The sequence below is a fragment of the Azoarcus sp. PA01 genome, assembly GCA_001274695.2.
In the GTDB taxonomy this organism is placed as follows: domain Bacteria; phylum Pseudomonadota; class Gammaproteobacteria; order Burkholderiales; family Rhodocyclaceae; genus Aromatoleum.
Genome location: LARU01000004.1, coordinates 979465 through 1003047, shown reverse-complemented (window position 1 = coordinate 1003047; position 23583 = coordinate 979465). Strand labels below are relative to the sequence as shown.

General features: G+C 65.3%; 23 protein-coding genes and 2 pseudogenes. 8 read left to right on the top strand and 17 right to left on the bottom strand.

All coding sequences use genetic code 11. The annotated features are described in order from the left end of the window. Nucleotides 1–5: 5 nt before the first annotated feature. Nucleotides 6–1310 carry an O-acetylhomoserine aminocarboxypropyltransferase gene (locus tag PA01_16825; GenBank protein KON80080.1) on the bottom strand — a complete coding sequence of 435 codons (1305 nt, stop codon included), beginning with the start codon at nucleotides 1308–1310 and terminating at the stop codon, nucleotides 6–8. Nucleotides 1311–1339: 29 nt separating this feature from the next. After that, nucleotides 1340–1555: a DUF465 domain-containing protein gene (locus PA01_16820; GenBank protein ID KON80079.1), complete on the bottom strand. Its 216-nt coding sequence runs from the start codon at nucleotides 1553–1555 to the stop codon at nucleotides 1340–1342. Nucleotides 1556–1836: 281 nt separating this feature from the next. Here PA01_16820 and PA01_16815 point away from each other — a divergent pair, with 281 nt between their 5' ends. From PA01_16815 to htpG, 3 genes are all read left to right on the top strand, one after another. After that, on the top strand, nucleotides 1837–3042 hold the full coding sequence (locus PA01_16815) for a lytic murein transglycosylase (protein ID KON80078.1): 1206 nt from the start codon (nucleotides 1837–1839) through the stop codon (nucleotides 3040–3042). Between the two features lie 52 nt (nucleotides 3043–3094). Further along, nucleotides 3095–3655, top strand: a complete 561-nt coding sequence (greB, locus tag PA01_16810) for a transcription elongation factor GreB (GenBank protein ID KON80414.1) — start codon at nucleotides 3095–3097, stop codon at nucleotides 3653–3655. Nucleotides 3656–3807: 152 nt separating this feature from the next. Then, a complete protein-coding gene (htpG, locus tag PA01_16805; GenBank protein KON80077.1) occupies nucleotides 3808–5754 on the top strand; it encodes a molecular chaperone HtpG in 1947 nt (648 codons plus the stop codon). A gap of 68 nt (nucleotides 5755–5822) precedes the next feature. Here the strand turns inward: htpG and PA01_16800 are convergent, their stop codons facing one another. Next, the gene (locus tag PA01_16800) at nucleotides 5823–7142 is read right to left on the bottom strand and encodes a chloride channel protein (protein KAI5912361.1); all 1320 of its coding nucleotides are present in this window, start codon (nucleotides 7140–7142) and stop codon (nucleotides 5823–5825) included. Nucleotides 7143–7490: 348 nt separating this feature from the next. Here PA01_16800 and PA01_16795 point away from each other — a divergent pair. Continuing rightward, nucleotides 7491–8005, top strand: a pseudogene (locus PA01_16795) (MarR family winged helix-turn-helix transcriptional regulator). Between the two features lie 90 nt (nucleotides 8006–8095). On the opposite strand, the pseudogene PA01_16790 reads toward PA01_16795, so the two are convergent. Both PA01_16790 and PA01_16785 read right to left on the bottom strand, forming a co-directional pair. Continuing rightward, a pseudogene (locus tag PA01_16790) lies at nucleotides 8096–9273 on the bottom strand (VWA domain-containing protein). A 123-nt stretch (nucleotides 9274–9396) separates the two neighbouring features. Further along, entirely contained in the window at nucleotides 9397–10239 is an 843-nt protein-coding gene (locus PA01_16785; protein KON80076.1) for a MoxR family ATPase, read from the bottom strand. Between the two features lie 180 nt (nucleotides 10240–10419). Between PA01_16785 and PA01_16780 the strand changes: the two genes are divergently transcribed. Both PA01_16780 and PA01_16775 read left to right on the top strand, forming a co-directional pair. Further along, nucleotides 10420–10752 carry a cytochrome c gene (locus PA01_16780; GenBank protein ID KON80075.1) on the top strand — a complete coding sequence of 111 codons (333 nt, stop codon included), beginning with the start codon at nucleotides 10420–10422 and terminating at the stop codon, nucleotides 10750–10752. After that, nucleotides 10749–11075, top strand: coding sequence for a cytochrome c (locus PA01_16775; protein ID KON80413.2), 327 nt, complete (start codon nucleotides 10749–10751; stop codon nucleotides 11073–11075). Before PA01_16780 ends, PA01_16775 begins: the two co-directional genes overlap by 4 nt. A gap of 22 nt (nucleotides 11076–11097) precedes the next feature. Here the strand turns inward: PA01_16775 and PA01_16770 are convergent, their stop codons facing one another. From PA01_16770 to PA01_16715, 12 genes are all read right to left on the bottom strand, one after another. Next, nucleotides 11098–11529: a DUF1841 family protein gene (locus PA01_16770; GenBank protein ID KON80074.1), complete on the bottom strand. Its 432-nt coding sequence runs from the start codon at nucleotides 11527–11529 to the stop codon at nucleotides 11098–11100. 23 nt (nucleotides 11530–11552) lie between these two features. Next, entirely contained in the window at nucleotides 11553–12185 is a 633-nt protein-coding gene (gene nth / locus PA01_16765; GenBank protein KON80073.1) for an endonuclease III, read from the bottom strand. Between the two features lie 8 nt (nucleotides 12186–12193). Continuing rightward, nucleotides 12194–12886, bottom strand: coding sequence for an electron transport complex subunit E (locus PA01_16760; GenBank protein KON80072.1), 693 nt, complete (start codon nucleotides 12884–12886; stop codon nucleotides 12194–12196). 13 nt (nucleotides 12887–12899) lie between these two features. Beyond that, entirely contained in the window at nucleotides 12900–13562 is a 663-nt protein-coding gene (locus PA01_16755; GenBank protein KON80071.1) for an RnfABCDGE type electron transport complex subunit G, read from the bottom strand. Beyond that, entirely contained in the window at nucleotides 13559–14566 is a 1008-nt protein-coding gene (locus tag PA01_16750; protein ID KON80070.1) for an RnfABCDGE type electron transport complex subunit D, read from the bottom strand. The genes PA01_16755 and PA01_16750 overlap by 4 nt, the downstream gene beginning before the upstream one ends. A gap of 1 nt (nucleotide 14567) precedes the next feature. After that, complete coding sequence (gene rsxC / locus PA01_16745) at nucleotides 14568–16211, bottom strand: electron transport complex subunit RsxC (protein KON80069.1); 1644 nt, start codon at nucleotides 16209–16211, stop codon at nucleotides 14568–14570. Beyond that, nucleotides 16208–16759 carry an electron transport complex subunit RsxB gene (rsxB, locus tag PA01_16740; protein ID KON80068.1) on the bottom strand — a complete coding sequence of 184 codons (552 nt, stop codon included), beginning with the start codon at nucleotides 16757–16759 and terminating at the stop codon, nucleotides 16208–16210. The genes rsxC and rsxB overlap by 4 nt, the downstream gene beginning before the upstream one ends. A 92-nt stretch (nucleotides 16760–16851) precedes the next feature. Beyond that, the gene (gene rsxA / locus PA01_16735; GenBank protein KON80067.1) at nucleotides 16852–17436 is read right to left on the bottom strand and encodes an electron transport complex subunit RsxA; all 585 of its coding nucleotides are present in this window, start codon (nucleotides 17434–17436) and stop codon (nucleotides 16852–16854) included. A gap of 104 nt (nucleotides 17437–17540) precedes the next feature. Next, the gene (locus PA01_16730) at nucleotides 17541–18593 is read right to left on the bottom strand and encodes a quinone-dependent dihydroorotate dehydrogenase (GenBank protein KON80066.1); all 1053 of its coding nucleotides are present in this window, start codon (nucleotides 18591–18593) and stop codon (nucleotides 17541–17543) included. Nucleotides 18594–18660: 67 nt separating this feature from the next. Next, nucleotides 18661–19401 carry an arginyltransferase gene (locus PA01_16725; GenBank protein KON80065.1) on the bottom strand — a complete coding sequence of 247 codons (741 nt, stop codon included), beginning with the start codon at nucleotides 19399–19401 and terminating at the stop codon, nucleotides 18661–18663. A gap of 10 nt (nucleotides 19402–19411) precedes the next feature. After that, a complete protein-coding gene (gene aat, locus PA01_16720) occupies nucleotides 19412–20125 on the bottom strand; it encodes a leucyl/phenylalanyl-tRNA--protein transferase (protein ID KON80064.1) in 714 nt (237 codons plus the stop codon). After that, nucleotides 20122–21240 (bottom strand): ABC transporter ATP-binding protein, encoded by a 1119-nt coding sequence (locus PA01_16715; GenBank protein KON80063.1) that lies wholly within the window; start codon nucleotides 21238–21240, stop codon nucleotides 20122–20124. The genes aat and PA01_16715 overlap by 4 nt, the downstream gene beginning before the upstream one ends. Nucleotides 21241–21368: 128 nt before the next feature. Here PA01_16715 and PA01_16710 point away from each other — a divergent pair, with 128 nt between their 5' ends. Continuing rightward, nucleotides 21369–23051, top strand: a complete 1683-nt coding sequence (locus PA01_16710) for an iron ABC transporter permease (GenBank protein KON80062.1) — start codon at nucleotides 21369–21371, stop codon at nucleotides 23049–23051. 40 nt (nucleotides 23052–23091) lie between these two features. After that, nucleotides 23092–23403 carry a hypothetical protein gene (locus tag PA01_16705; GenBank protein KON80061.1) on the top strand — a complete coding sequence of 104 codons (312 nt, stop codon included), beginning with the start codon at nucleotides 23092–23094 and terminating at the stop codon, nucleotides 23401–23403. The last annotated feature ends 180 nt before the right edge of the window (nucleotides 23404–23583 follow it).

Below are 23583 nucleotides of genomic sequence, written 5' to 3'. Positions count from 1 at the left end.
GGTTTCTATCCTCCGACGACCCGGCCCGCCGCATACAGTCCGCGGTCCAGGTCTTCGATCAGATCGTCGACATGCTCGAGTCCCACCGACAGTCGCAGCGTGCCTTCGCCGATCCCGGTGGCAGCGAGCGCAGCGGCGGACAGGCGGCAATGCGTTGTGCTCGACGGATCGCTCACGAGCGATTTGGCATCGCCGACGTTCGCCAGATGCGAGAACACTTTCAGGCTGTCGATGAAGGCGCGAGCCGCGTCGCGTCCGCCGGTCAGCTCGAACGACAGGACCGCTCCCGAGCCATCCGGTAGCAGTCGGCTCGCCAGTTCGTGATCGGGATGGGTCGCGAGTCCGGGATACGCGACTCGTGCGACGCTCGCTCGATCGGCAAGGTGGGCGGCCACCGCGCGCGCGTTCGCGACGTGCGCCTGAATCCGCAACGGCAGCGTCTCGATGCCCTGGAGGATCTGGAACGCGTTCATCGGCGAGAGACAGGCGCCAAAGTCCGGCAGCGCCTCGCAGCGGGCGCGCAGCAGGAAAGCCGCGACCGAAGATTCCTCGGTGAAATCCACGCCGTGAAACCCGTCGTACGGCTCGGTGAGCGTCGGAAACAGGCCCGACTGCTCCCAGTCGAACTGCCCGCCGTCAACGAGCAGGCCGCCGACGGCAACGCCGTGGCCGCCGAGAAACTCGGTCGCCGAATGCAGGACCAGATCCGCGCCGAGCGACAGCGGGCGCTGCAGGCAGGGTGTGACCAGCGTCGCGTCGACGAGCAGCGGGACGTGCCGGGCATGGGCGATCGCGGCGACGGCGGGAATGTCGAGCACCTCGAGGCCGGGATTGCCGAGCGCCTCGCCGAACAGGAGACGGGTTTCCGGCCTGATCGCGTCGCGCCATTCGTCCGGGCAGCGCGGATCCACGAAAGTCGTCCGGATGCCGAAGCGCGGCAGCGTGTGGGCCAGCAGATTGCGCGCTGCGCCACCTAGCGCACGCGGCGCGACGATATGATTGCCGGCACCCATCAGCGTCACGATCGCGACATGCAGCGCGGACTGGCCGCTCGCCAGCGCAATCGCGCCGATTCCCCCTTCGAGCGCGGAGACGCGCTCCTCGAGGACTGCGCTGGTCGGGTTCGAGACGCGCGTATCGACGTGCCCCGGGCGTTCGTGGTTGAACAGCGCCGCGGCGTGCTCGGTATCCGGAAAGACGTAGCCGGCGCTGAAATAGATCGGCGTCGCGCGGGCGCCGAAGGCCGGGTCGGGGGACTGCCCGGCATGGAGAGCGAGCGTCGCGGGAGCGGTGGGTCCGTACTGGGTCATGGGCGCTCCGGAATCCTCGTCATCCGGCTTCAGGCTCGCTCGTCGGGCTCGAGCATGCGTTCGACGACGGCGATGCGGTCTTTCAGCGCGAGCTTGCGCTTCTTGAGGCGGCGCAACAGCAATTCATCTTCTTGCGGTGAAGCATCGAGGTGGCTGATCGCCTCGTCGAGGTCACGATGCTCGGCCCTGAGTTCGGCCAGCCTCACCTGCAGGCTGGTAACGTCGTCGAATGCTTCCTCGCTCATCGTATACCTGTTCAATTTAGTGGGATTGCATGCCGTCCATAGGGCGGGGCCGGTAACGCTGGATGGTATGCCGCGGAACGGGCAATGACAACTCCGGCCGGGCTTCCGGGACGCGGAAAACGCCCCGTCCACAACAGGGAATGCGGGATCGGGGACCGTGCCGGGCACGAAAATGGCGAGGGGTGCCGCCGGTTGCCTCGCTCCGCCATTCGTGTCAGGCTCGCGTCCGAATCACGTCCGCCCCGTTCGCCGCTGTCCGCCCTTGCCCGAGCCGTTCCACAATGATTCTCCGACGCTTCTCCGCCTGGTCCCTGCTGTGTGGCGCGCTGCTCCCGTTTCACGCCGGCGCTCAGGAGTCCTTTGCCCGTTGCCTCGAAGCGTTGCGCGGCATGGCTGCCACCCACGACATTGCGCCCGCAACTTTCGAGCAGCATGTGGCCGGTCTCGAGCCGGACATGGCGGTGATCGGCCTGCTCGATTACCAGCCCGAATTCCGCACGCCGATCTGGGATTATCTGGCCGGGCTCGTGGACGACGAGCGCGTCGCCGACGGTCGTGCGATGGCGGTCCAATGGGCCGGAACGCTGCAGGACATCGAAGCGCGATATGGCGTCGATCCGGCTACCGTCGTGGCGGTGTGGGGTGTCGAGAGCAACTTCGGGCGCAATTTCGGCAAACGCCCGCTGCTCGTTTCGCTCGCCACCCTGTCCTGCCTGGGCCGGCGCCAGGACTACTTTCGCGGTGAATTCTTCACGGCGCTGAAGATCATCGAAGATGGCCATGTCGCCCCCGAGCGCCTCGCCGGTTCGTGGGCCGGAGCGTTCGGCCACACGCAGTTCATGCCTTCGACTTTCCGGCGCGTCGCAGTCGATTTCGACGGCGACGGTCGGCGCGACCTGATCGACAGCATTCCTGACGCGCTCGCCTCGACGGCGAACTTTCTGCGTGAGGCAGGCTGGCAGCCGGGCCGACGCTGGGGTTTCGAAGTCGCTCTGCCATCCGACTTCGATGCCGGGCTTGCCGGGCGCCGCAACAAACGGGCGCTGTCCGAATGGGTGGCGCTCGGCGTGCGTCGCGCCGACGGGAGCGCGATCGAGCCGGGCGCCGAAGCGGCCGGCCTGCTGCTCCCTGCCGGCGCGCACGGCCCGGCGTTCCTCGTCCTGCGCAACTTCGATGCGTTGTACTCCTATAACGCGGCCGAAAGCTACGCGCTCGCGATCGCCCATCTGTCCGATCGCCTGCGCGGCGGCGAGCCGTTCCGCGCCTCGTGGCCGACCGACGACCCGGGCCTGTCCCGCGTCGAGCGGCGCGAAGTGCAGACGTTGTTGTCGCAGCTCGGCTACGACACCGGAGAGGCCGACGGCGCGCTCGGTGCCCGTTCGCGCGCAGCGGTGCAGCAGTTCCAGCGCGCGCAGGGGCTCGAGCCCGACGGCCGCGCCGGTCGGCGGGTGCTCGAATTGGTGAGAAAGGCGTACGCTGGACGCTGACGACCGGCTATCGCATTCCTGCGAGCTTTAGCCGAAGAACTGGATGCCCATCGTGAACAAAGCCTTTGTGACCGAAAACGACGGCGCCGACGATGACGACGAAGTACCCGTCGCGGCGCGCCTGCCGGCCGGTGCGAAAAACTACATGACGCGCCGTGGCTACGAGAGCCTGCGCCGCGAACTCGATCACCTCGTCCGCGTCGAGCGGCCGAAGATGGTCGAGACCGTCGCGTGGGCGGCGTCGAACGGCGACCGCTCCGAGAATGGCGATTACATCTACGGCAAGAAACGGCTGCGCGAGATCGACCGGCGCATCCGTTTCCTGATCAAGCGCATCGAAAGCGCCGAAGTCGTCGATCCCGCCGACCAGCGGGAAATCGACCAGGTGTTCTTTGGCGCCACGGTCAGCATCGTCGACGTCGACAGCGACGACGACAGCGAGCAGATCTGGCAGATCGTCGGCGTCGATGAGGCGGATGCCGGCGCCGGCCGGATCAGCTGGATCTCGCCGCTGGCCCGGGCGCTGCTCAAGGCGCGCGAAGGCGACATCGTGCGCTTCATGAGTCCCGCGGGGCCGCGCGAGATCGAGGTCGTCGAGGTTCGCTACGTCTGAGCCCCCGCAAACGGCTTTGCCGTCTCCTCGCCGCGGCGGGACAGGAAAACTCGCGGCGGGCCGACGTTTTCCCGAGAATGCGCGCGGGGGCTTGAAATACGAGCGCTCCGCTCCCATCTGCTGCGCGTTAATCAGCAGATGGAGTTCACCCGATGACCACCGAGCACGCCGCAGGCGCTCAGACCCTCAATTTCCAGGCCGAGGTGAAGCAGCTGCTTCACCTGATGATCCACTCGCTGTACTCGAACCGCGAGATATTCCTGCGCGAACTGGTTTCCAACGCGTCGGACGCGTGCGACAAGCTGCGTTTCGAAGCGCTCGACAACCCGGGGCTGTTCGAAGGCGACAGCGAACTGGCGATCCGCGTCGGCTTCGACAGCGAGGCGAAGACGGTCACCGTGACGGACAACGGCATCGGCATGAGCCGCGATGAAGTGATCGCGCACCTCGGCACGATCGCCAAATCCGGCACGAAGGAATTCTTCTCGCAGCTCACCGGCGACCAGAAGAAGGACGCCCACCTGATCGGCCAGTTCGGCGTCGGCTTCTACTCGGCGTTCATCGTCGCCGACAAGGTGACTGTCGTCACGCGCCGCGCGGGCCTGCCGGCGGCCGAAGGCGTGAAGTGGGAATGCGCGATGACTGGCGACGCGGCGGGGGAATACACCGTCGAAGCGATCGACAAGGCGGCTCGCGGCACCCAGATCACGCTGCACCTGCGCGAAGGCCAGGAAGACCTGCTGTCGGGATGGAAGCTGCGGGGCCTGATCCGCAAGTATTCCGACCACATCGTCCAGCCGATCCTGATGAAGAAGGAAGAGTGGGACAAGGACAAGAACGAGCAGGTCACGAGCGACGAAGACGAGACCGTCAACCAAGCGAACGCGCTGTGGACCCGCTCCCGCAACGACATCAGCGAAGAAGAGTACAAAGGCTTCTACAAGCACGTCGGGCACGACTTCGACGAGCCGCTGGCGTGGACGCATGCGCGCGTCGAAGGCCGCCATGAATACACGCAGCTGCTCTACATTCCGTCGCACGCGCCGTTCGACATGTGGGACCGCAACGCGCGCCACGGCATCAAGCTGTACGTGAAGCGCGTGTTCATCATGGACGACGCCGAGAAGCTGATGCCCGCCTACCTGCGCTTCGTGCGCGGCGTCGTCGATTCGAGCGATCTGCCGCTCAACGTGTCGCGCGAAATCCTGCAGGAAAGCAAGGACATCGACACGATCCGCTCGGGCTGCACGAAGAAGGTGCTGGGCCTGCTCGAGAGCCTCGCGACGAGCGACGAGGCCACCGACAGGGAGAAATACGCGACTTTCTGGAAGGAATTCGGCCGTGTGCTGAAGGAAGGCGTTGGCGAGGATTTCGCGAACAAGGACAAGATCGCCGGCCTGCTGCGCTTCGCCTCGACGCACGCCGACACGCCGGACGAAGTCGTGTCGCTCGCCGATTACATCGGCCGCATGAAGGAAGGCCAGGACAAGATCTATTACGTCACGGCCGAATCGTTCAACGCGGCGAAGAACAGCCCGCATCTCGAGATCTTCCGCAAGAAGGGCATCGAAGTGCTGCTCTTGACCGACCGGATCGACGAGTGGGTCATCGGCAACCTGCCTGAATTCGACGGCAAGCCGCTGGTATCCGTCGCGAAAGGCGGCCTCGACCTCGGCAAGCTCGAAGACGAGGCCGAGAAGAAGGAAACCGAGAAGGCCGCCGACGAGTACAAGGACCTGCTCGAGAAGATGAAGGCGAGCCTTGGCGAGCGCGTCAAGGAAGTGCGCGTCACCCACCGCCTGACCGATTCGCCGGCCTGCCTGGTGGCCGACGAGCACGACGTCGGGATGAACCTCGCGCGGATCCTGAAAGCCGCCGGCCAGCAGGCGCCGGCCTCGAAGCCGATCCTCGAGATCAACCCGCAGCACCCGGCGGTGATGCGTCTCAAATACGAGGAACGCCAGTTCGACGACTGGGCGGCGGTGCTGTTCGACCAGGCATTGCTCGCCGAGGGCGGCACGCTCGACGACCCGGCGACGTTCGTCAAACGAATCAACCAGCTGATGATGGCGATGGGCGGTTCAGCCGGCGCCGAGTGAGCGCCGCGGCGCGCGGCGCGCCCGCGTGATGCGACAACGCCCCGTACCCGTGCGGTATGGGGCGTTTTTTATCTCATGGAACTGCGACTGCCGGCTGCCAGCGCTGCGCTTTCGTTCTGCACCTGCACAGTGGCCTGGCGCAGCGCCGGATACGAGAGCGCGTGGTAGAGCGGGATCGGCGCGACCGATTTCGAAAAGGCGTGAGACACGACTGCGGTCGCCATCAGCGGCAGCAGCATCTCGTGGTTCGCAGTCATCTCCATGACGATGACGAAGGACGTGATCGGCGTCTGTGTCATGCCCGCGAGGAACGCGACCATGCCGAGAACCAGGATCACCGCGCTGTGTTCCTCGGGCAAGAGGATCGCGAGGTCGGCCCCCAGGCCGGCGCCGACGGCGAGCGCCGGAGCGAAGATGCCGGCCGGAATGCGGCTGAGGAACGCGAGCCAGATCGCCGCCATCTTCGCGATCAGGAAGTAGAAAGGCAGCGTCGCCGAGCCTTCGAGGGCGGCTTTCGATTCCGCATAGCCGGTGCCATACGTAAGACCGCCGCTCATCAGGCCGATGATCGCTGTGCCGAGGCCGCAGGCGGCGGCGAAAGCGATCGGCCGCTTGCGCGAGAATTCTCCGATCGTGCCGGGCAGCCCGCGCGACGACGCGATCAGCAGGCGGCTGAAGAGTCCGCCGAGCACGCCGCCGGCGGCACCGCACATCAATACCGGCCAGATCCCCGCAGGCCACGTCAGCGCTGCGGGCGTGCGGCCGAAGTAGGTGTAGTTGCCGAGCACGCCGAGCGACATCAGTCCGGCGAAGATCACGGCGATGAGCGTCGTGCTGTTCGCGTGAAAGGGCCGGTGGCGGCACATTTCCTCGATCGCGAACATGATGCCGCCGAGCGGAGTGTTGAACGCCGCGGCGATCCCGGCGCCGCTGCCGGCGACGATCAGGTCGCGGCTCGACGCGATGCGCGCCTTCTTGCGTCTGGCGAGCATGTGCATGACCGAAGCGCCGATCTGCACCGAAGGCCCTTCGCGGCCGATCGAACCGCCCGACAGGAGTCCGCCCAGCGTCAGCACGACTTTCGCGATCGCGATCCGGAACGACAGCAGTTTGTGGCGAATGCGCCTGTCGTCGGTCATCGACGCGGCGATCGCCTGCGGGATGCCGCTTCCTTGCGTGCCGGGGAAAAATCGCCGGGCGATCCACGCCATCGCCGCGAAGCCCGCGGGTGCGATCAGCAGCGACAGCCACGGCGACACGTTCATGATGTGCTGATGGGCGTCGATCGCGAGATCCGCGCCGATCGCGAAGAGGATCGCGATGAGGCCGGCCAGCAGCGCTGCGCCGACGAGCAGGATGCGCTTGCCCAACGGCCGACTGACAGCCATGGCAGCGCATAGCGGCGGCTGCCCGGGCGAACTGCCGCAAGGCGCGGCCGGAAGCAGTCTGGTTATTGCCTGGTGGATCGAAGGACACGATAAGAGGAGTCAGTCAGTGTGCCGCACAGCCGGCGCGCGGCCTTGCAGCGCGGGAGAGAGTGAAAACCTGCCTGCACGGGAAAAGCGGTCGTTGAGGTTCCTGCTTACCACGTTCTCGGGCAGATCGGGAAAGGTGTCGTCTTTTACCCAAAACAGGGTACGGCGAGAATCCCCTTTCCGCTACGATACCGCGGCCCGTGCAGCTGTTAAATCTTTTGACAAATATTTCCTGAATAAATATAGTTGGAGCCCTGATTCATGTCGCAAGAGCAGTCTTCGACCTTGACAAAATCCCCGGAACGCAAGTCATCGGTTTCGCCTTTGTCGGTTTTGCAGCGTTTTCGCGTCCTCATCCGCACGGCGCAGCGTCATTCGCAGTGGATCGAGCGCAAAAGCGGTGTCACCGGCGCCCAGCTGTGGCGTTGCAGGAACTCAATGAAGCGGAGGGGCTGCGAGTCGGGGAACTGGCGGGGAGAATGGCGCTACACCAGTCGACCGCGTCGAACATGGTGGACAAGCTCGAGTCGGCAAAGCTGATCCGGAAGGAGCGCACGAGCGTCGATCAGCGCGTCGTCCGTCTGTACCTGACCGACGCAGGGCGCGATCTGCTCAAGCGTTCTCCGTCGCCCGCGCGCGGGGTACTGCCCGAAGCGCTGCGCCTGCTCGACGAAGATGCGCTGATGCGCCTGCAACGTGAACTCGACAGTCTGCTGCGGCAGATCAAGGATCTGGACGAAGGCTTCGGCATGCAGCCTTTGCCCTTTACCGAGTAGCAAACCGCGCCGACGGTCTATCCCGGCAGTGTCTCGCGAACGTGCGGACAGCAGTTCGAAAGCGGCCTTCGGGCCGCTTCTTTTTTGCTTTTACTGCTTCTTTGACAACTGCTGCATCGCCCGCTCGAGACCGCCGAGCGTCATCGGAAACATCCTCCCGCCCATGATCTGGTCGACGATCTCGATCGACTTGCGGTACGGCCACAGGTGTTCCGGTCCGGGATTGAGCCATGCCGCCCCGGCCAGGTGTCGAGCAGGCGGCGCAGCCACGCCGCGCCCGGCTCGCTGTTCATGTGTTCGATCGAACCGTGCGGGTGCAGGATCTCGTACGGGCTCATCGTCGCGTCGCCGACGAAGATCAGCTTGTAGTCTGGGCCGTAGCGGTGGAGCAGATCTGAAACGGCGATGTTCTCGCTGTGGCGCCGCGAGCTGTCGCGCCAGACTTTTTCGTAGACGCAGTTGTGGAAATAGAAATACTCGAGGTGCTTGAACTCGCTGCGGCACGCCGAGAACATTTCCTCGCACACCTTGATATGGTCGTCCATCGAGCCGCCGACGTCGAGAAACAGCAGCACTTTTACTGCGTTGTGCCGTTCCGGACGCATCATCAGATCGAGCCAGCCGGCGTTTCGTGCCGTTGCGGCGATGGTTCCATCCAGATCGAGTTCGTCTGCCGCGCCTTGCCGGGCGAACCGCCGCAGCCGCCGCAACGCGACCTTGATGTTGCGGGTGCCGAGTTCGACCGAATCATCGAGGTTGCGGTATTCGCGCTTCTCCCAGACCTTGATCGCGGTCCGGTTGCCGGCCGATTCGCCGCCGACGCGGATGCCTTCCGGATGGTAGCCGTTGTTGCCGAACGGCGAGCTGCCCCCGGTGCCGATCCACTTCGAGCCGCCCTGATGGCGCTCCTTCTGCTCGCCGAGCCGCTTGCGGAACTCTTCCATCAGCTTGTCCCAGCCGAGCTTCTCGAGCTTCGCCTTGTCCTCGGGTGAAAGATGCTTCTTCATCATCGCCTGCAGCCATTCCTGCGGCAGCTCGGCTTCGAGCCCGGGAATTTCGGTGACGCCGTTGAAGTAGCTCCCGAACGCCGCGTCGAAACGGTCGTAATGGGATTCGTCCTTGACGAGACAGGTGCGGGCGTAGAAATAGAATTCGTCGATGCTGTGGCTGCAGGCGCCGTCACGCAGTCCTTCGAGCAGCGTCAGGAACTCGCGAGTGGACACCTTGAGCTGCCCCGCTTTCAAATGCAGAAAAAAGTCGATAAGCATGATCCGCTCCGTTCCCGAAATCCCCCGGGCCTCGACTTCGGGCACCGGGAGAAGACTTCGAGATGATTGCTTGTGGCGAGCGCAGTGGCGATGCCGGAAAAACAGTGGGGAAACGCCCGGACGTCAGCGGTTGCTGCGTGCCATGAACACCAGCCGTTCGAACAGGTGAAGGTCCTGCTCGTTCTTCAATAGTGCGCCGGCAAGCGGCGGGACTGCGGCCTTCTGGTCCTTTGCCCGCAGTGCTTCGGGCGGAATGTCCTCGGCGACGAGGAGCTTGAGCCAGTCGATCAGCTCCGAGGTCGACGGCTTCTTCTTCAGGCCGGGCACGTCGCGCAGGCCGAAGAACACTTCCAGCGCCTCGCGCAGCAGGTCGCGCTTGAGTCCGGGGAAATGGACGTCGACGATGCGCTGCATCGTGTCGCGATCGGGGAAGCGGATGTAATGGAAAAAGCAGCGGCGCAGGAACGCGTCCGGCAGCTCTTTTTCGTTGTTCGACGTGATGAAGACGATCGGACGATGACGCGCGCGCACCCTCTCGCGTGTCTCGTAGACGTGAAACTCCATGCGGTCGAGTTCGCGCAGCAGGTCGTTCGGGAATTCGATATCCGCCTTGTCGATTTCGTCGATCAGGACGACCGTCGGCGTTTCGGCGTCGAAGGCCTGCCACAGCACGCCTTTGAGGATGTAGTTGGCAATGTCCTTGACGCGGTCTTCGCCGAGCTGCGAGTCGCGCAGGCGGGACACCGCATCGTATTCGTACAGCCCCTGCTGGGCCTTGGTCGTCGACTTGATGTGCCACTGCAGCAGCGGAACGCCGAGCGCGTCGGCGACCTGCTCGGCGAGCATGGTCTTGCCGGTACCCGGTTCGCCCTTGATCAGCAGCGGGCGCTGCAGTTTGATCGCGGCATTGACGGCCAGCATCAGGTCGGGAGTGGTGACGTAGTCTTGTGAACCTTCGAAGCGCATCGGGGAATCCTCTGAGTAAACCGGGCCGATTATAGGGCCAGCCTGCGCGGGCATGGGCCTGCCGGACTGACGGATTTACGGAGCTTTTCGAAGAATGACAGGTATTTGCATTCCGCTTTGGGCGACGTAGAATTTTTTGCGGCCGTTTCAGCCATACTTAAAACAAACCGAGGAGACGCCATGCACGGACGACATTTGCTTATCGCCGCCTGTCTTGCGCTGGGTGGACCGGCTGCGTTGGCGCTGGAAGGCGATGCCGAAGCCGCCCAGGCCAAGGTATCGATGTGCATGGGATGTCATGGGATTCCGGGCTATCGCACCGCGTTCCCGGAAGTCTACCCGGTGCCGAAGCTCGGTGGACAGCATGCGGCCTACCTCGTACGCGCGCTGCAGGCGTATCGCGACGGCGAACGCAGCCATCCGACGATGCGCGCGATTGCCGCAAGTCTGTCGGAGCAGGACATGGCGGACCTTGCGGCCTACTACAGCGCCGCGGGAGGAGAGACGCAATGATGAGGCGAAATTTCACCCTCCCGGCGCTGGCGGTCCTTGCGCTCGCAGCTTTCCCCGCACACGCGGGCGATGCTGCCGCAGGCAAGGAGAAGTCGACGGTCTGCGCAGCGTGCCACGGCCCGGACGGCAACAGTCCGTCGCCGGAGTTTCCGCGTCTGGGCGGGCAATACGAAGACTATCTCTACCAGGCGCTGCTCGACTACAAGACGGGCAAGCGGAAGAACCCGATCATGGCCGCGCAGGTCGAGAACCTGTCGCCTGCGGATCTGGGCGATCTTGCAGCGTACTTCGCGACCCAGTCCGGCCTGTACCAGAAACGCTGAAGGAAGATGAAGGGTACGCCGGCTAGTTCGAACCTGCCCGGCGCAAGACACACGAGACGTAAGCCGGGCCGTCCGGTTGCGTGTTGTTGCGCTGCGCGTCGAAAAGCGTTTCGCCGAGGCATTCGAGCACGTCGTGCAGTGCATCGTGACGATTGCCACGCCGACGCTGACAGGCTTCGAATGCGGCGCGCAGGCCCGGCGGCTGGTCGATCGACAGCTGCTCCTCGATCGCGAGGTGGAACGACAGGTGCAGGAACGGATTGATCTGTCCGTCCTCCGGCAGGAAATCGCGCGACAGCGAATCCGGGTCTTCGAGCAGCGCCTGATATTCGGGATGCAGGAGCACGAGGTCGGAAGCGATGTGTTCGAGCGGCGTCAGCACTTCCTTCGCCTGATATTTCCGCCAGCTCTCGATGAAGAAGCTGCGTACCTGCTCACGTGAGGGATTGAACATCTTTTGGACTCGGTTGCTCTGGGTTAGACGGTCTTGTCGCGGAACTCGCACAGGTCGCGCACGAGGCAATCCTTGCAGCGCGGCTTGCGCGCGGTGCAGACGTAGCGCCCGTGCAGGATCAGCCAGTGATGCGCATTGTGCAGGTATTCTTTCGGCACGCGACGCATCAGGGCCTGCTCGACGGCGACAACATCCTTGCCAGGAGCCAGACCGGTGCGATTCGCGACGCGGAAAATATGCGTGTCGACCGCCATCACCGGTTCGCCGAAAACCGTGTTCAGCACGACGTTGGCGGTCTTGCGGCCGACGCCCGGCAGCGCTTCGAGCGCCTCGCGGTTGCGCGGCACTTCGCCACCGTGGCGCTCGAGCAGCAGCCGCGACAGCGCGACGACGTTTTTCGCCTTGTTGCGGTAAAGGCCGATCGACCTGAGGTGCGCGACGACGTTTTCCTCCCCGAGGCTCAGCATCGCTTCGGGGGTCGGCGCGACGGCGAACAGCTCGCGCGTCGCCAGGTTCACGCTCTTGTCGGTGGCCTGTGCCGAAAGCACCACGGCAACCAGCAGCTGGAACGGCGATCCGTACTCGAGCTCGGTCGTCGGGCTCGGATTCGCCGCCGCCAGGCGGCGGAAAAATTCGCGAATCGCGTCGCGTTTCATCCGTCGGTTCAGGGCGCCGCCGAAGCCGGGGCTGCCCCTTCGCTCGTCACGGCCGTGGGCTTGCCGGCCGGCGCACGCATGCGGATCCGGTTCGACAGTGCGATCAGGCAGCCGAGCGCGAAGAATGCGCCAGGAGGCAGCACGCCGATCAGGAAACCGGGGTAATCGTCGCCGAACACCGACAGCGGAGACAGGCCCGGGATCAGCATTTCGATACCCGAAAACAGCGTGCCGTTGCCGACCAGTTCGCGAATGCCGCCGAGCACACCGAGCAGCCACACCAGCCCGACGCCCATCATGATGCCGTCGATGGTGGACGACACCGGATCGTTTTTCGCCGCGTAGGCCTCGACGCGCGCGAGGACGATGCAGTTCGTGACGATCAGCGGAATGAAAATGCCCAGCACCAGGTAGAGATCGTGCAGATAGGCGTTGAACGCGAGGTCGACGATCGTCGTCAGCGCGGCGATGATCAGGATGAACACCGGGATGCGGATCTCGTACGGAATGAAGTTGCGCAGCGACGCGACCGCGAAGTTCGACACCGCCATCACGACTACCGTCGCGATCCCGAGGCTCACCGCATTGACGACGCTCGTGCTGACGGCGAGGATCGGACACAGGCCGAGCAGCTGCACGAGACCGGTGTTCTGCTTCCACAGGCCGTTCCAGGCGTTTTCACGAAAAGTCTGGAGATTCATTGCTGTTCTTCCATCAGAGCGCGCTGCCGGTCGACGCCGCAAACAGCGCATCGCGGTGCTCGGCTGCATATTCGAGGACGCGTCCTGTCGCGTTCGTCACGGCGCGTGCACTGATCGTCGCGCCGATGCGATACGCGAAGACACCGCCGTCGCGCTTGACTTTCCACTGCGCGGGCGCAACGTCCGCGAGCGACATCCCGGCGAATTGACTGATCCACGGCTGAGTCTTGTTGCGATCCTTTCTGGGGTCGATGTAGTCGCCGAGGCCCGGCGTTTCCTTGTGCGCAGTCACGCGAACCCCGCCCAGACGACCGTCCGCGCCCACCGCAACGACGAGCTGGATCCTGCCGCCGTAGCCGTCGGGCGCACCCGCTTCGAACACGAGGGCCCCGGGAACGCCGGCGCGACGCGCGCGATAGATGCGCCCGCTCCGATCGAGGCCGAGCTCGGGCGTCGGTCCGGCGACGACGAAGTCCTCGAGGAGCGCGTTGTCGTAGCTGCCCGGCGGGAGCACGTCGTTGATCAGGCGCATCTTCTGCTCCTGCTCGGACGCTTCGATCGCCGGACGGGTCGCGCGGTACGTCTGCGACATCATCGCGGTGAAGGCGAGCGTGAACACGATCATGATGCCGGCAGTGCGCAGCGAGGTACGGGTGGCGGTATAGCGGTCGCTCATGGCCGGCTCCCGCGGTGACCGAACACCGCCGGTTGCGTCTTCATGTCGATCAGCGGCACGCACAGGTTCATCAGCAGCACGGCAAACGCGATGCCTTCGGGGAAGGCGCCGAATACCCGGATCAGGTAGGCAATGACGGCGATGCCGGCGGCGAAGATCAGCTTGCCGCGCGGCGTCGTCGCACCCGAAACGGGGTCGGTGACGATGAAGAATGCAGCAAGCATCGCGCCGCCGCTGGCGAGGTGGAACAGCGGCGGCGCAAAGCGCGCGGGTTCCGCGAGCCAGAAGATGCCCGACACGACGGCCAGCGTCGCGATGAACGCGACCGGCATGTGCCAGGTGATGATGCGGCGCGCGAGCATGAAGAGACCCCCGGCGACGTAGCCGAGCGCGAGCCATTCCCAGCCGCGGCCGCCGACCGCGCCGAACGCGCCGTCTTGCTGCAGCACGCTCTCGACGCTCGCGCCGCTTGTGCGCAGCCCGGTGCGCATCGCGTCGAGCGCGGTCGCGCCGGTGATCGCGTCGAGCTGCCGGGCACCGCCGAGCACGAGGTCGAGCTGCGTCTGGAAGTCGAGCTGTCCGGCCGGCGGCCACTGCGACATCAGTGACGGGAACGCGACGATCATCGCGCAGTACGCGACCATCGCGGGGTTGAAGGGATTCTGGCCGAGCCCGCCATAGAGATGCTTGACCGCGACGATCGCGATCAGCACGCCGAGCACCGTGACCCACCACGGCAGGATCGGCGGAAAGCACAGGACGACGAGCCAGGCGGTGACGACGGCCGACAGGTCGGACAGCGCCGGGGCGATCTGCCGCCGGCGCAGCGCGAGGATCAGCGCTTCGGCGGCGAGCGCGGTCACGGTCGCGATCAGCAGGTTGACGACGACGACCGCGGCGACCTGCATGACGTAGGCGGTGATGCCGGGAAGGAGCGCGAGCAGCACGGTGAGCATGACGCTCTGGACGCTCGCCGGCTTGCGAATGTAGGGAGAATGGATCATGTCAGGAGGTTGCGTCGCTGTCGTGCGGGTGCGGCTGCTCGCGCCGGTTCGTGCTGTCCGGGGCGCCCGGCCCGTTCGCGTGAGAAGCGGCTGCAGTGCCGGATTCGGCGGTCGCCGCCTGCTGCTTGGCCCGTGCGAGCGCCGCCGCGATGAGGGCTTTTTTCGGGTCGTCTGCGGCTGCGGTGTCGGTCGCAGCGGCCGACCCGCTCAGCTTCGCCCGCGTTTCGGCGGCTTTGGCCGCGAGTTTGGCAGCTTTTTCTTCCTTTTCCCGTTCCTGCCGGTAATTGCGGAACTCGAAACGCTCGCGCGCCTGATCGGACGCCTTGAGCTCGCGCTCGCGCGCCCAGATCTCGCTCTTCGAGAAGCGGAAATAATCGACGAGCGGAATGTGCGAAGGGCAAACGAAGGCGCAGGAACCGCATTCGATGCAGTCGAAGAGGTGATATTCCTGCGCTTTTCCGACGTTCTTCGCGCGCGAGAACCAGTACAGCTCGAACGGCTGCAGGTCTGCCGGGCACGCGCGCGCGCACGCGCCGCAGCGGATGCACGGCAATTCCGGCGGCGGGGGCGGGAACAGCGCCGGCGAGGCGGCAATGATGCAGTTGCTCGTCTTGCCGATCGGCACCGACAGGTCGGCAATGGTGATGCCCATCATCGGCCCGCCCATCAGATAGCGGTCGGTGTCCGGCTTCGGCCCGGCGAGCGCGAGCAGCGTCTCGACGGGGGTGCCGAGCGCTACTTCGTAGTTGCCCGGATGACTGACGTTGCCCGTCAGCGTCACGACGCGCGACACCAGCGGTTCGCCGTAGTGGATCGCGCGGTGGACGGCGTGGGCCGTGCCGACGTTGAAGCATTGCACGCCGAACTCCGTGCCGAGCTTGCCGTGTGCGATCTCGATGCCGGTCAGCACGCGGATCAGCTGCTTTTCGCCGCCCGCGGGATAGCGCGTCGGAATCGCGACGATCTCGACGGGTGCGGTGAGATGCGCTGCCGCTTCGCGCATCGCAGCGATCGCTTCGCGCTTGTTGTCCTCGATGCCGACGAGCGTGCGGCGGGCGCCGATCAGCTCGTGCAGGATCGCCGCGCCGGAAAGGACTTGGGCCGCGCCCTCGCGCATCAGCCGGTCATCGCAAGTGATCCACGGTTCGCATTCGGCGCCGTTGATGATCAGGGTTTCGATGCCGCGGCCGTTGCCGAGCTTGATATGGGTCGGAAAACCGGCGCCCCCCATGCCGACGATACCGCAGGTGCTCAGGTACCGCAGTGCGGCATCGCGCGGCACGGCACGGTGGTCGAATGCGCGGCGCTCGATCCATTCGTCCTTGCCGTCGGGCTCGATGACGACCGCCAGCGTGTCGAGGCCCGACGCGTGGGCCATCGCGCACGGGGCGAGCCCGACGACGGTGCCCGACGTCGAGGCGTGGACGTCGGTGCCGAGCGGGCCTTCGCCGGCGCCGATGCGTTCGCCCTTCAGCACGCGCTGACCCGGCGCGACGAGGCAGCGGGCGGCCGAGCGCACGCTCTGGCGCAGCGGGATCGTCAGGCGCGGCGGCAGCGGTGCGTTGGCGATCGGCAGCGACGAGGATTCGTTTTTGTGCGAGTCGGGCTTGATGCCGCCGTGAAAGTTGAACAGACGGGCGATCATGCCGCGGACCTCAGATCAAACACCGGGTATTTCCATTTCCAGGTCTCGAGCGTTTCCGGAAGGGGTGTCATCGCGATGCAATCGACGGGGCAGGGCGCGACGCACAGTTCGCAGCCGGTGCATAGCGCAGGGACGACCGTATGCATGTGCTTCGCCGCACCGACGATGGCATCGACCGGGCAGGCCTGGATGCACAGCGTGCAGCCGATGCACAGTTGCTCGTCGATCCGCGCGACCGATTTGGGTTTTTCCTCGCCGTGCTCTTCGGACAGCGGCTTGAACTCGCGCCCGAGGAGGTCGGCGAGCTTGCGTATGCCTTCCTCGCCGCCCGGCGGACACTGGTTGATGTCGGCTTCGCCGTTCGAAATCGCCTCCGCATACGGCTTGCAGCCCGGGTAGCCGCACTGGCCGCACTGGGTCTGCGGAAGGATCGCGTCGATTTTTTCGACCAGCGGATTGCCTTCGACCTTGAAACGGATCGACGCGTAGCCCAATGCTGCGCCGAGCACGATGGCAATCCCGGTCATGACGAGGAGGGCGGTCAGCATGATGAAATGTCGCTCAGTGAGGCGCAGCAGCGTAAACGTTCGCGCCCGCCCGCGTGTTGCGTCCTGTCAGGAATGGGGGCGTTGGTTTTCAATTACTGGAACCGGTCCAGCCCCGCGAAGCCCATGAACGCGAGGCTCATGAACCCGGCAGTGATCATCGCGATCGCGGTTCCCTTGAAGGGCGCGGGCACGTCGGCGCCGTCGAGGCGTTCGCGGATGCCGGCGAACAGGATCAGCGCGAGCGTGAATCCGATCGACGAGCCGAAGCCGAACAGCAGCGACTCGAGCAGGTTGTAGTCGAGCGCGACGCTCAGCAGCGGGATGCCGAGCACTGCGCAGTTCGTCGTGATCAGCGGCAGGTAGATCCCCAGCACCTGGTGCAGCAGCGGGCTCGTCTTCTGGATCACCAGCTCGGTGAGCTGCACGATCGCCGCGATCACAATGATGAACGACAGCGTGCGCAGGTAGGCCAAGTCGTACGGCTGCAGCAGATAATGGTCGATCAGGTAGCTCGTGCCCGAGCCGAGCGTCAGCACGAACGTCGTCGCCGCACCCATGCCGATCGCCGTTTCGAGTTTTTTCGACACCCCCATGAACGGACACAGCCCGAGGATGCGGACGAAAACGACGTTGTTGACCAGGACCGCGCCGATGACGACAAAGATGTAACTACTCATGATCCAGTACCGGGTGTAATCGCGGGATTATCGCCGCCATCAGTCCGCTGCTCAAGCGCGGTCGGGTTATAGGCTTATGCCCATTCGTGCCGCTGGGCGGCCGCTCAGGCGCCGAAGGGAGCGGACGCGGCGGCGTGGCCGGAAGCGGCGAAGTCCGTCGTCGCCCGCACGCACTCCCCGACGAGCGACGGGCCGCGGTAAATGAGGCCGCTGTACACCTGCACCAGCGACGCCCCGGCCGCGAGCTTCGCGCGGGCGCCGCGCCCGTCGAGGACGCCGCCTGCGGCGATGATCGGCAGCTCGCCGGCGAGCGCCCGGGAGAGCTGCGCGACGACCGCAGTCGAGGCTTCGAAGACGGGCGCGCCCGACAGCCCGCCCTGCTGTTCGGCGTAGCGCACGCCCTGGATCTTGTCGCGCGCGATCGTGGTGTTCGTCGCGATCACGCCGTCGATGCGGTGGCGGCGCAGCGCGTCGGCGATGTTGACGACCTGCGCCGGCTCGAGATCGGGAGCAATCTTGAGCGTCAGCGGCACGTAACGCCCGTGCCTGTCCGCGAGCTGCTGCTGGCGCGCCTTGAGCCGTCCGAGAAGCTCGTCGAGCTCGGACTCGCCCTGCAGCTGCCGCAGGTTCTTCGTGTTCGGCGACGAGATATTGACGGTGACGTAGCTGGCGAGCGGGTAAACCTTGTCGAGGCAGGCGAGGTAATCGTCGGCCGCGCGCTCGATCGGCGTGTCGAAGTTCTTGCCGATGTTGATGCCGAGGATGCCCCGGTATTTTGCCGCCCTGACATTCGCGACCAGCGCGTCGACCCCGTGATTGTTGAAGCCCATGCGGTTGATGATCGCGCGCACTTCAGGCAGGCGGAACATCCGCGGGCGGGGGTTGCCGGGCTGCGGCCGCGGCGTGACCGTGCCGATCTCGAGGAAACCGAAGCCGAGGCGCGCGAGGCCGTCGATCGCCTCGCCGTTCTTGTCGAGTCCGGCGGCCAAGCCGATGCGGTTCGGAAAGGGCAGCCCCATGACGTCGACCGGGTCCGATTCCGCCGGAGTTCCGGCGGGCAGGACGCGGCCGAAGAAATGCAGCGCGGCGAGGGTGAGTTCGTGGGCGGTTTCCGGGTCGAGCGAAAACAGCAGCGGGCGGGCGATGTCGTAGAGCATCGCGCGATTTTACCGGTTTGGCCGTCCTCTCGCGCCAGGGTTTTTGCCCGCTGCGCCGCGATGCCTCTTACTCGGAGGCGCGATCGCGCAGCGGATCGATGTCGCGCCATTCGCCGCGCACCCGGCCTTCGAGCGGGTGGAAGCGGACTTTGTACGCCATCTTGCGGCTTTCCTTGATCCAGTAGCCGAGATACAGGTACGGCAGCTTGAGGCGGCGGCACACTTCGATCTGCCACAGGATGCCGTACGTGCCGTAGCTCGCGTGCGTCTGGTCCGGATCGTAGAACGTATAGACGCTCGACAGGCCGTCGCTGAGCCGGTCGATGACGCTGACCATGCGCAGCGCGTCGCCTTCGCGGAATTCGACGAGGCGGGTGTCCACGTGACTCTGCAGCAGAAAGTGCGCGTACTGCTCGCGGTTGTCCTGGTCCATTCCGCCACCGGCGTGGCGCGACGCCTGGTAGCGCTGGTAGAGCGCGTAATGCTCTTCGGAATACGCGAGCGGCTGCTCGTTGGCGCGCAGCTCGTGGTGCATTTTCCACGCGCGACGCTGGCTGCGGTCAGGCTCGAAACGCTTGACCGGGACCCGCACCGGTACGCACGCCCGACAGTGGTCGCAGTACGGGCGGTAGGTGAACATGCCGCTGCGGCGAAAGCCGTTGCGCACCAGCTCGCTATAGACCGGCGTGTCGATCAGATGGCCGGGCGTCGCGACCTGCGAGCGCGCGACACGATCCGACAGATAGGAACAGGTGTAGGGCGCCGTGGCGTAAAACTGGATCAGCGCGTAGGGATAGTCCTTTTGCATGTTCGACCCGTCATGAGAAATTTCGCGAAATCTCCGCCGCGCCCTCGCAGCTCCAGCGTCCGGGCGCGGGGCCTTCGTTCGTCCAGCCTGCCAGGCCGGCGCAGAATCTGGCGCGCGGCATCTCTTCGGCGCCGAGCGACAGCAGGTGGGCTGTCGTCATCTGGCAGTCGATCGCGGCGAAGCCGAGCCGTTCCAAATGCACCGCGAGGTGCGCGAGCGCCACTTTCGATGCGTCGCTTCGACGACTGAACATCGATTCGCCGAAAAACGCCCTTCCCAATGCAATGCCATACAACCCGCCGACGAGAGTCCCATCGACCCACGATTCGACACTGTGCGCATATCCGAGTTCGTGCAGGCGTAGATAGGCTTGCCGGATTTCGGCGCTGATCCACGTACCGCCGCCCGGCTCGCGGGGTTCGGCGCATGCGGCAATGAGGTCGGCGAAGGCGGTGTCGAAGCGGACTTCGAAGCGTTGCTGCCGGAGCGTGCGGCGCAGCGAGCGGCTGAGCCTGAGCTGCGCGGGGATCAGCACCAGTCGCGGGTCGGGGCTCCACCACAGGATCGGCTGGTCTTCCGTGTACCACGGGAAGATTCCCCGGCGGTACGCGGCCAGCAGCCATGCCGGCGAGAGCTCGCCGCCTGCGGCGAGCAGGCCGTCCGGATCATCGAGCGCCTGCTCGACAGGCGGAAAATCCGGTCGTCCCGAGAGCCACGGAATCATGCCGCGATGTGGACGAGCCGGTGCTCCTGGCGAGTGTGCACCGCGTCCTGCGAGTCTTTCTGGAACGTGACGACGTGATCGACATCGAGGCGGATGCCGATTTTCTCGCCGATCGCGTGATTGTGGTGACTCGGCACCAGCGACAACACCCGCGCGCCGCTCGCCAGCCGCAACGTATACAGGATGTCTGCCCCGCGGAACGCCTTGTGCACGACTTCGGCCTTCATTGCGCTCGCGTCGTCATGGACGATGTCGTCGGGACGCAGCAGCACTTCCACCGTGCAGTCGCGGTCGCAGTTCGCGCAGCCGATTCCGCACTCGACGGGGATCGCGCTGTTCAGGACGCCGAGTTCGACTTTCACCTGGCGATCGTTCAGCACCACGCCGGGCAGGAACACGCCCTGGCCGATGAAGTCCGCGACGAACCGGTTCGCGGGCCGGTGGTACAGGTTGTACGGCGTGTCCCATTGCTGGATGCGCCCTTCGTTCATGATGCCGATCTCGTCGGCGACCGCGAAAGCTTCGTTCTGGTCATGCGTCACGAGGATCGCCGTGGTGCGTGTCGCCTTGATGATGTCGCGCACTTCGTGCGACAGGCGCTCGCGCAGTGCCACGTCGAGATTCGAGAACGGTTCATCGAGCAGCAACAGGCTCGGGCGCGGAGCCAGCGCGCGCGCCAGCGCCACGCGCTGCTGCTGGCCGCCGGACATTTCATGCGGGTACTTGTGCCCCTGCTGGTCGAGGCCGACGATGCGGAGCAGTTCGGCGACGCGCTCCCGCCGCTGCGTCTTGTCCATGTCGCGCAGGCCGAACGCGATGTTTTCCGTGACCGAGAGGTGGGGGAACAACGCGTAGTCCTGGAACACCATGCCGATCCGGCGACGTTCCGGCGGCAGGTGGTGACCATTGCCGCTGACGACCACGCCATCGAGCCGGATCTCGCCCGCCGCGACCGGTTCGAAGCCGGCGATGCACCGCAGCACCGTGGTCTTGCCGCAACCGGACGGCCCCAGCAGACATCCGATGCTGCCTTTTTCGAGTCGCAAGGAGAGCTTGCGCACGACGCGCTGCCCGCCGTAGGCGAGGTCGATGTCGGCGAGTTCAAGGTGAGACATGACGGATTCGATACAGTAGAGGATTTCGCACGGATCATTATTGCATCGCGGCAATCCAAATGCGATCAATTATAATTTGTCGCAGTTTGCTGAGCGGAAGGGTCCGCGGCACCGTGCGCGGGAGTGTGATGAAGTCGCTAGGAGGGCTGGAGAGACTGATACGGGATGCATCGTGGCTGACGCTGGGCGCGCTGCTCATCGCCGTGCTGATCGCGACGCCGGTGATATCCGTGTTCTCGAACGTCTTCACCGGAGGCACTTCGGGAACCTGGTCGCACCTCGCAGGCACGGTGTTGCCCGAGTTCATTCGCAATACGGTGATCCTGTGCGTCGGCGTCGGCCTGGGCGTGGCGAGCATCGGCATCACGACGGCCTGGCTGACGACGATGCTCGATTTTCCGGGGCGGCGTTTTTTCCAGTGGGCACTCGTCCTGCCGCTTGCGGTTCCGGCATATGTGATGGCCTATGTGTATACCGATTTCCTGCAGTTCGTCGGGCCGGTGCAAAGCTGGCTGCGCGAGACATTCGGCTGGCGCGCCGGGCAATACTGGTTTCCCGACGTGCGCACACCGGGCGGCGCGGTCGCGATGTTCATGTTCGTGCTCTATCCGTACGTCTATCTGCTCGCCCGCACCGCGTTCCTCGAGCGGGCTTCGGGCATGCTCGAAGCCGGACGTTCGCTCGGCCTCGGGCCGTGGGGCTGTTTCTTCCGCGTGTCGCTGCCGCTGGCGCGCCCGGCGGTGATCGCCGGCACCGCGCTCGCCCTGATGGAGACGCTGGCCGACTTCGGCACCGTTGCGTATTTCGGCGTGCAGACTTTTACGACCGGCATCTACCGGGCGTGGTTTTCGCTCGGCGATCGCATCGCCGCGGCGCAGTTGTCGGCGGCGTTGCTCGCATTTGTCGTGCTGGTCCTCGTGCTCGAACACGCCAGCAGAGGCCGCGCGCGCTTCAATAACACCTCGCGCCAGCAAACGACGCCGATCCCGATCCGCCTGTCGCCGCTCGTCGGGCTGATGGCCGCGCTCGCCTGCTTCATGCCGTTGCTGCTGGGTTTTCTGCTGCCTGCCGGGCTGTTGCTCGACATGGCCTTCTCGGACGGCGACGTCCAGTTCGGCTCGCGCTTTGTCCACCTCGCGCGCAACAGCTTCGTCCTCGCTTCGGTGACGTCGGTGCTGGCAGTGGTGCTGGCGCTGGTGCTCGGGTACGCCGCACGGCTCGCCCGTTCGCGACTGCCACAGATGCTCAACCGGGTCGTCGGCCTCGGCTATGCGGTGCCCGGGTCGGTGATCGCGGTCGGCGTGCTGATCCCGGTGACGCGCCTGGACACCCAGCTCGCGGCCTGGTGGCAGGACGTGTTCGGCGTCAATCCCGGGCTGTTGCTGACCGGGGGCATCGCGGCGCTCGTGTATGCTTATCTGACGCGCTTCCTCGCGGTCGCGCTGCACACGGTGGATTCGAGCCTCGGCAAGATCACCTCAAGCATGGACGACGCGTCGCGTTGCCTGGGGCTCGGACGCTTCGGAACCCTGCGTCGGGTCCATGTGCCGATCCTGCGCGGCAGTCTCCTGACGGCGTGCCTGCTGGTTTTCGTCGATGTGATGAAGGAGCTTCCCGCCACGCTGGTGATGAGGCCGTTCAATTTCGACACGCTCGCGACGCAGGCGCACACGCTCGCAGCGGACGAACGCCTGACCGAAGCCTCGACGGCAGCCTTGACGATCGTCGCGGTCGGGCTCTTGCCGATGTTCCTGATTTCGCGCCAGATCGTCCGCGGGCGACGACGCACGCTGGAGGAAGCGGAAGTCTAGCCGCGGCGGTGAGACCGCGCTTAACGATGTGGAGTAGAACATGAAAGTACTGATGTGGTGTGACAACTTGGCGAGCCGCAGGGACCTGGAAGCGGCGTGGACGGCAGCCGGACTGACGGTGCTGAAGAAAAACACGACCGAGGTGCCGGACTGTATCGTCATCGACATGGCGGTGCGCAACCCGTGCGTGCGCATCGCCGAGCTTCGGGCGGCGCATCCGCAGGTCGACATCATCGCGTTCGCCTCGAAGTTCGACGCCGAGGCGTTTGCGGCAGCCCAGGAGGCCGGCGCCACTGAAATGGCCGCGCAAAACTCGATCGTGGAGCGGGTCACGCGGCGCGCGCCCAAGTGAACAGGGCGGGCCGGCTGCGGTCATGTCACGGGTTTGTGGTCCGTTCGACACAACAGGGCGACTTTGAAAGCATGAATTCAGCGAACGATGAGATAATGCCGCGATGAACGCACCACAACCGACTTCCCCTCGCCGCCGCATGCAGGAACTCCTGGAGATCCCTGATAGCCAGCGTACCGA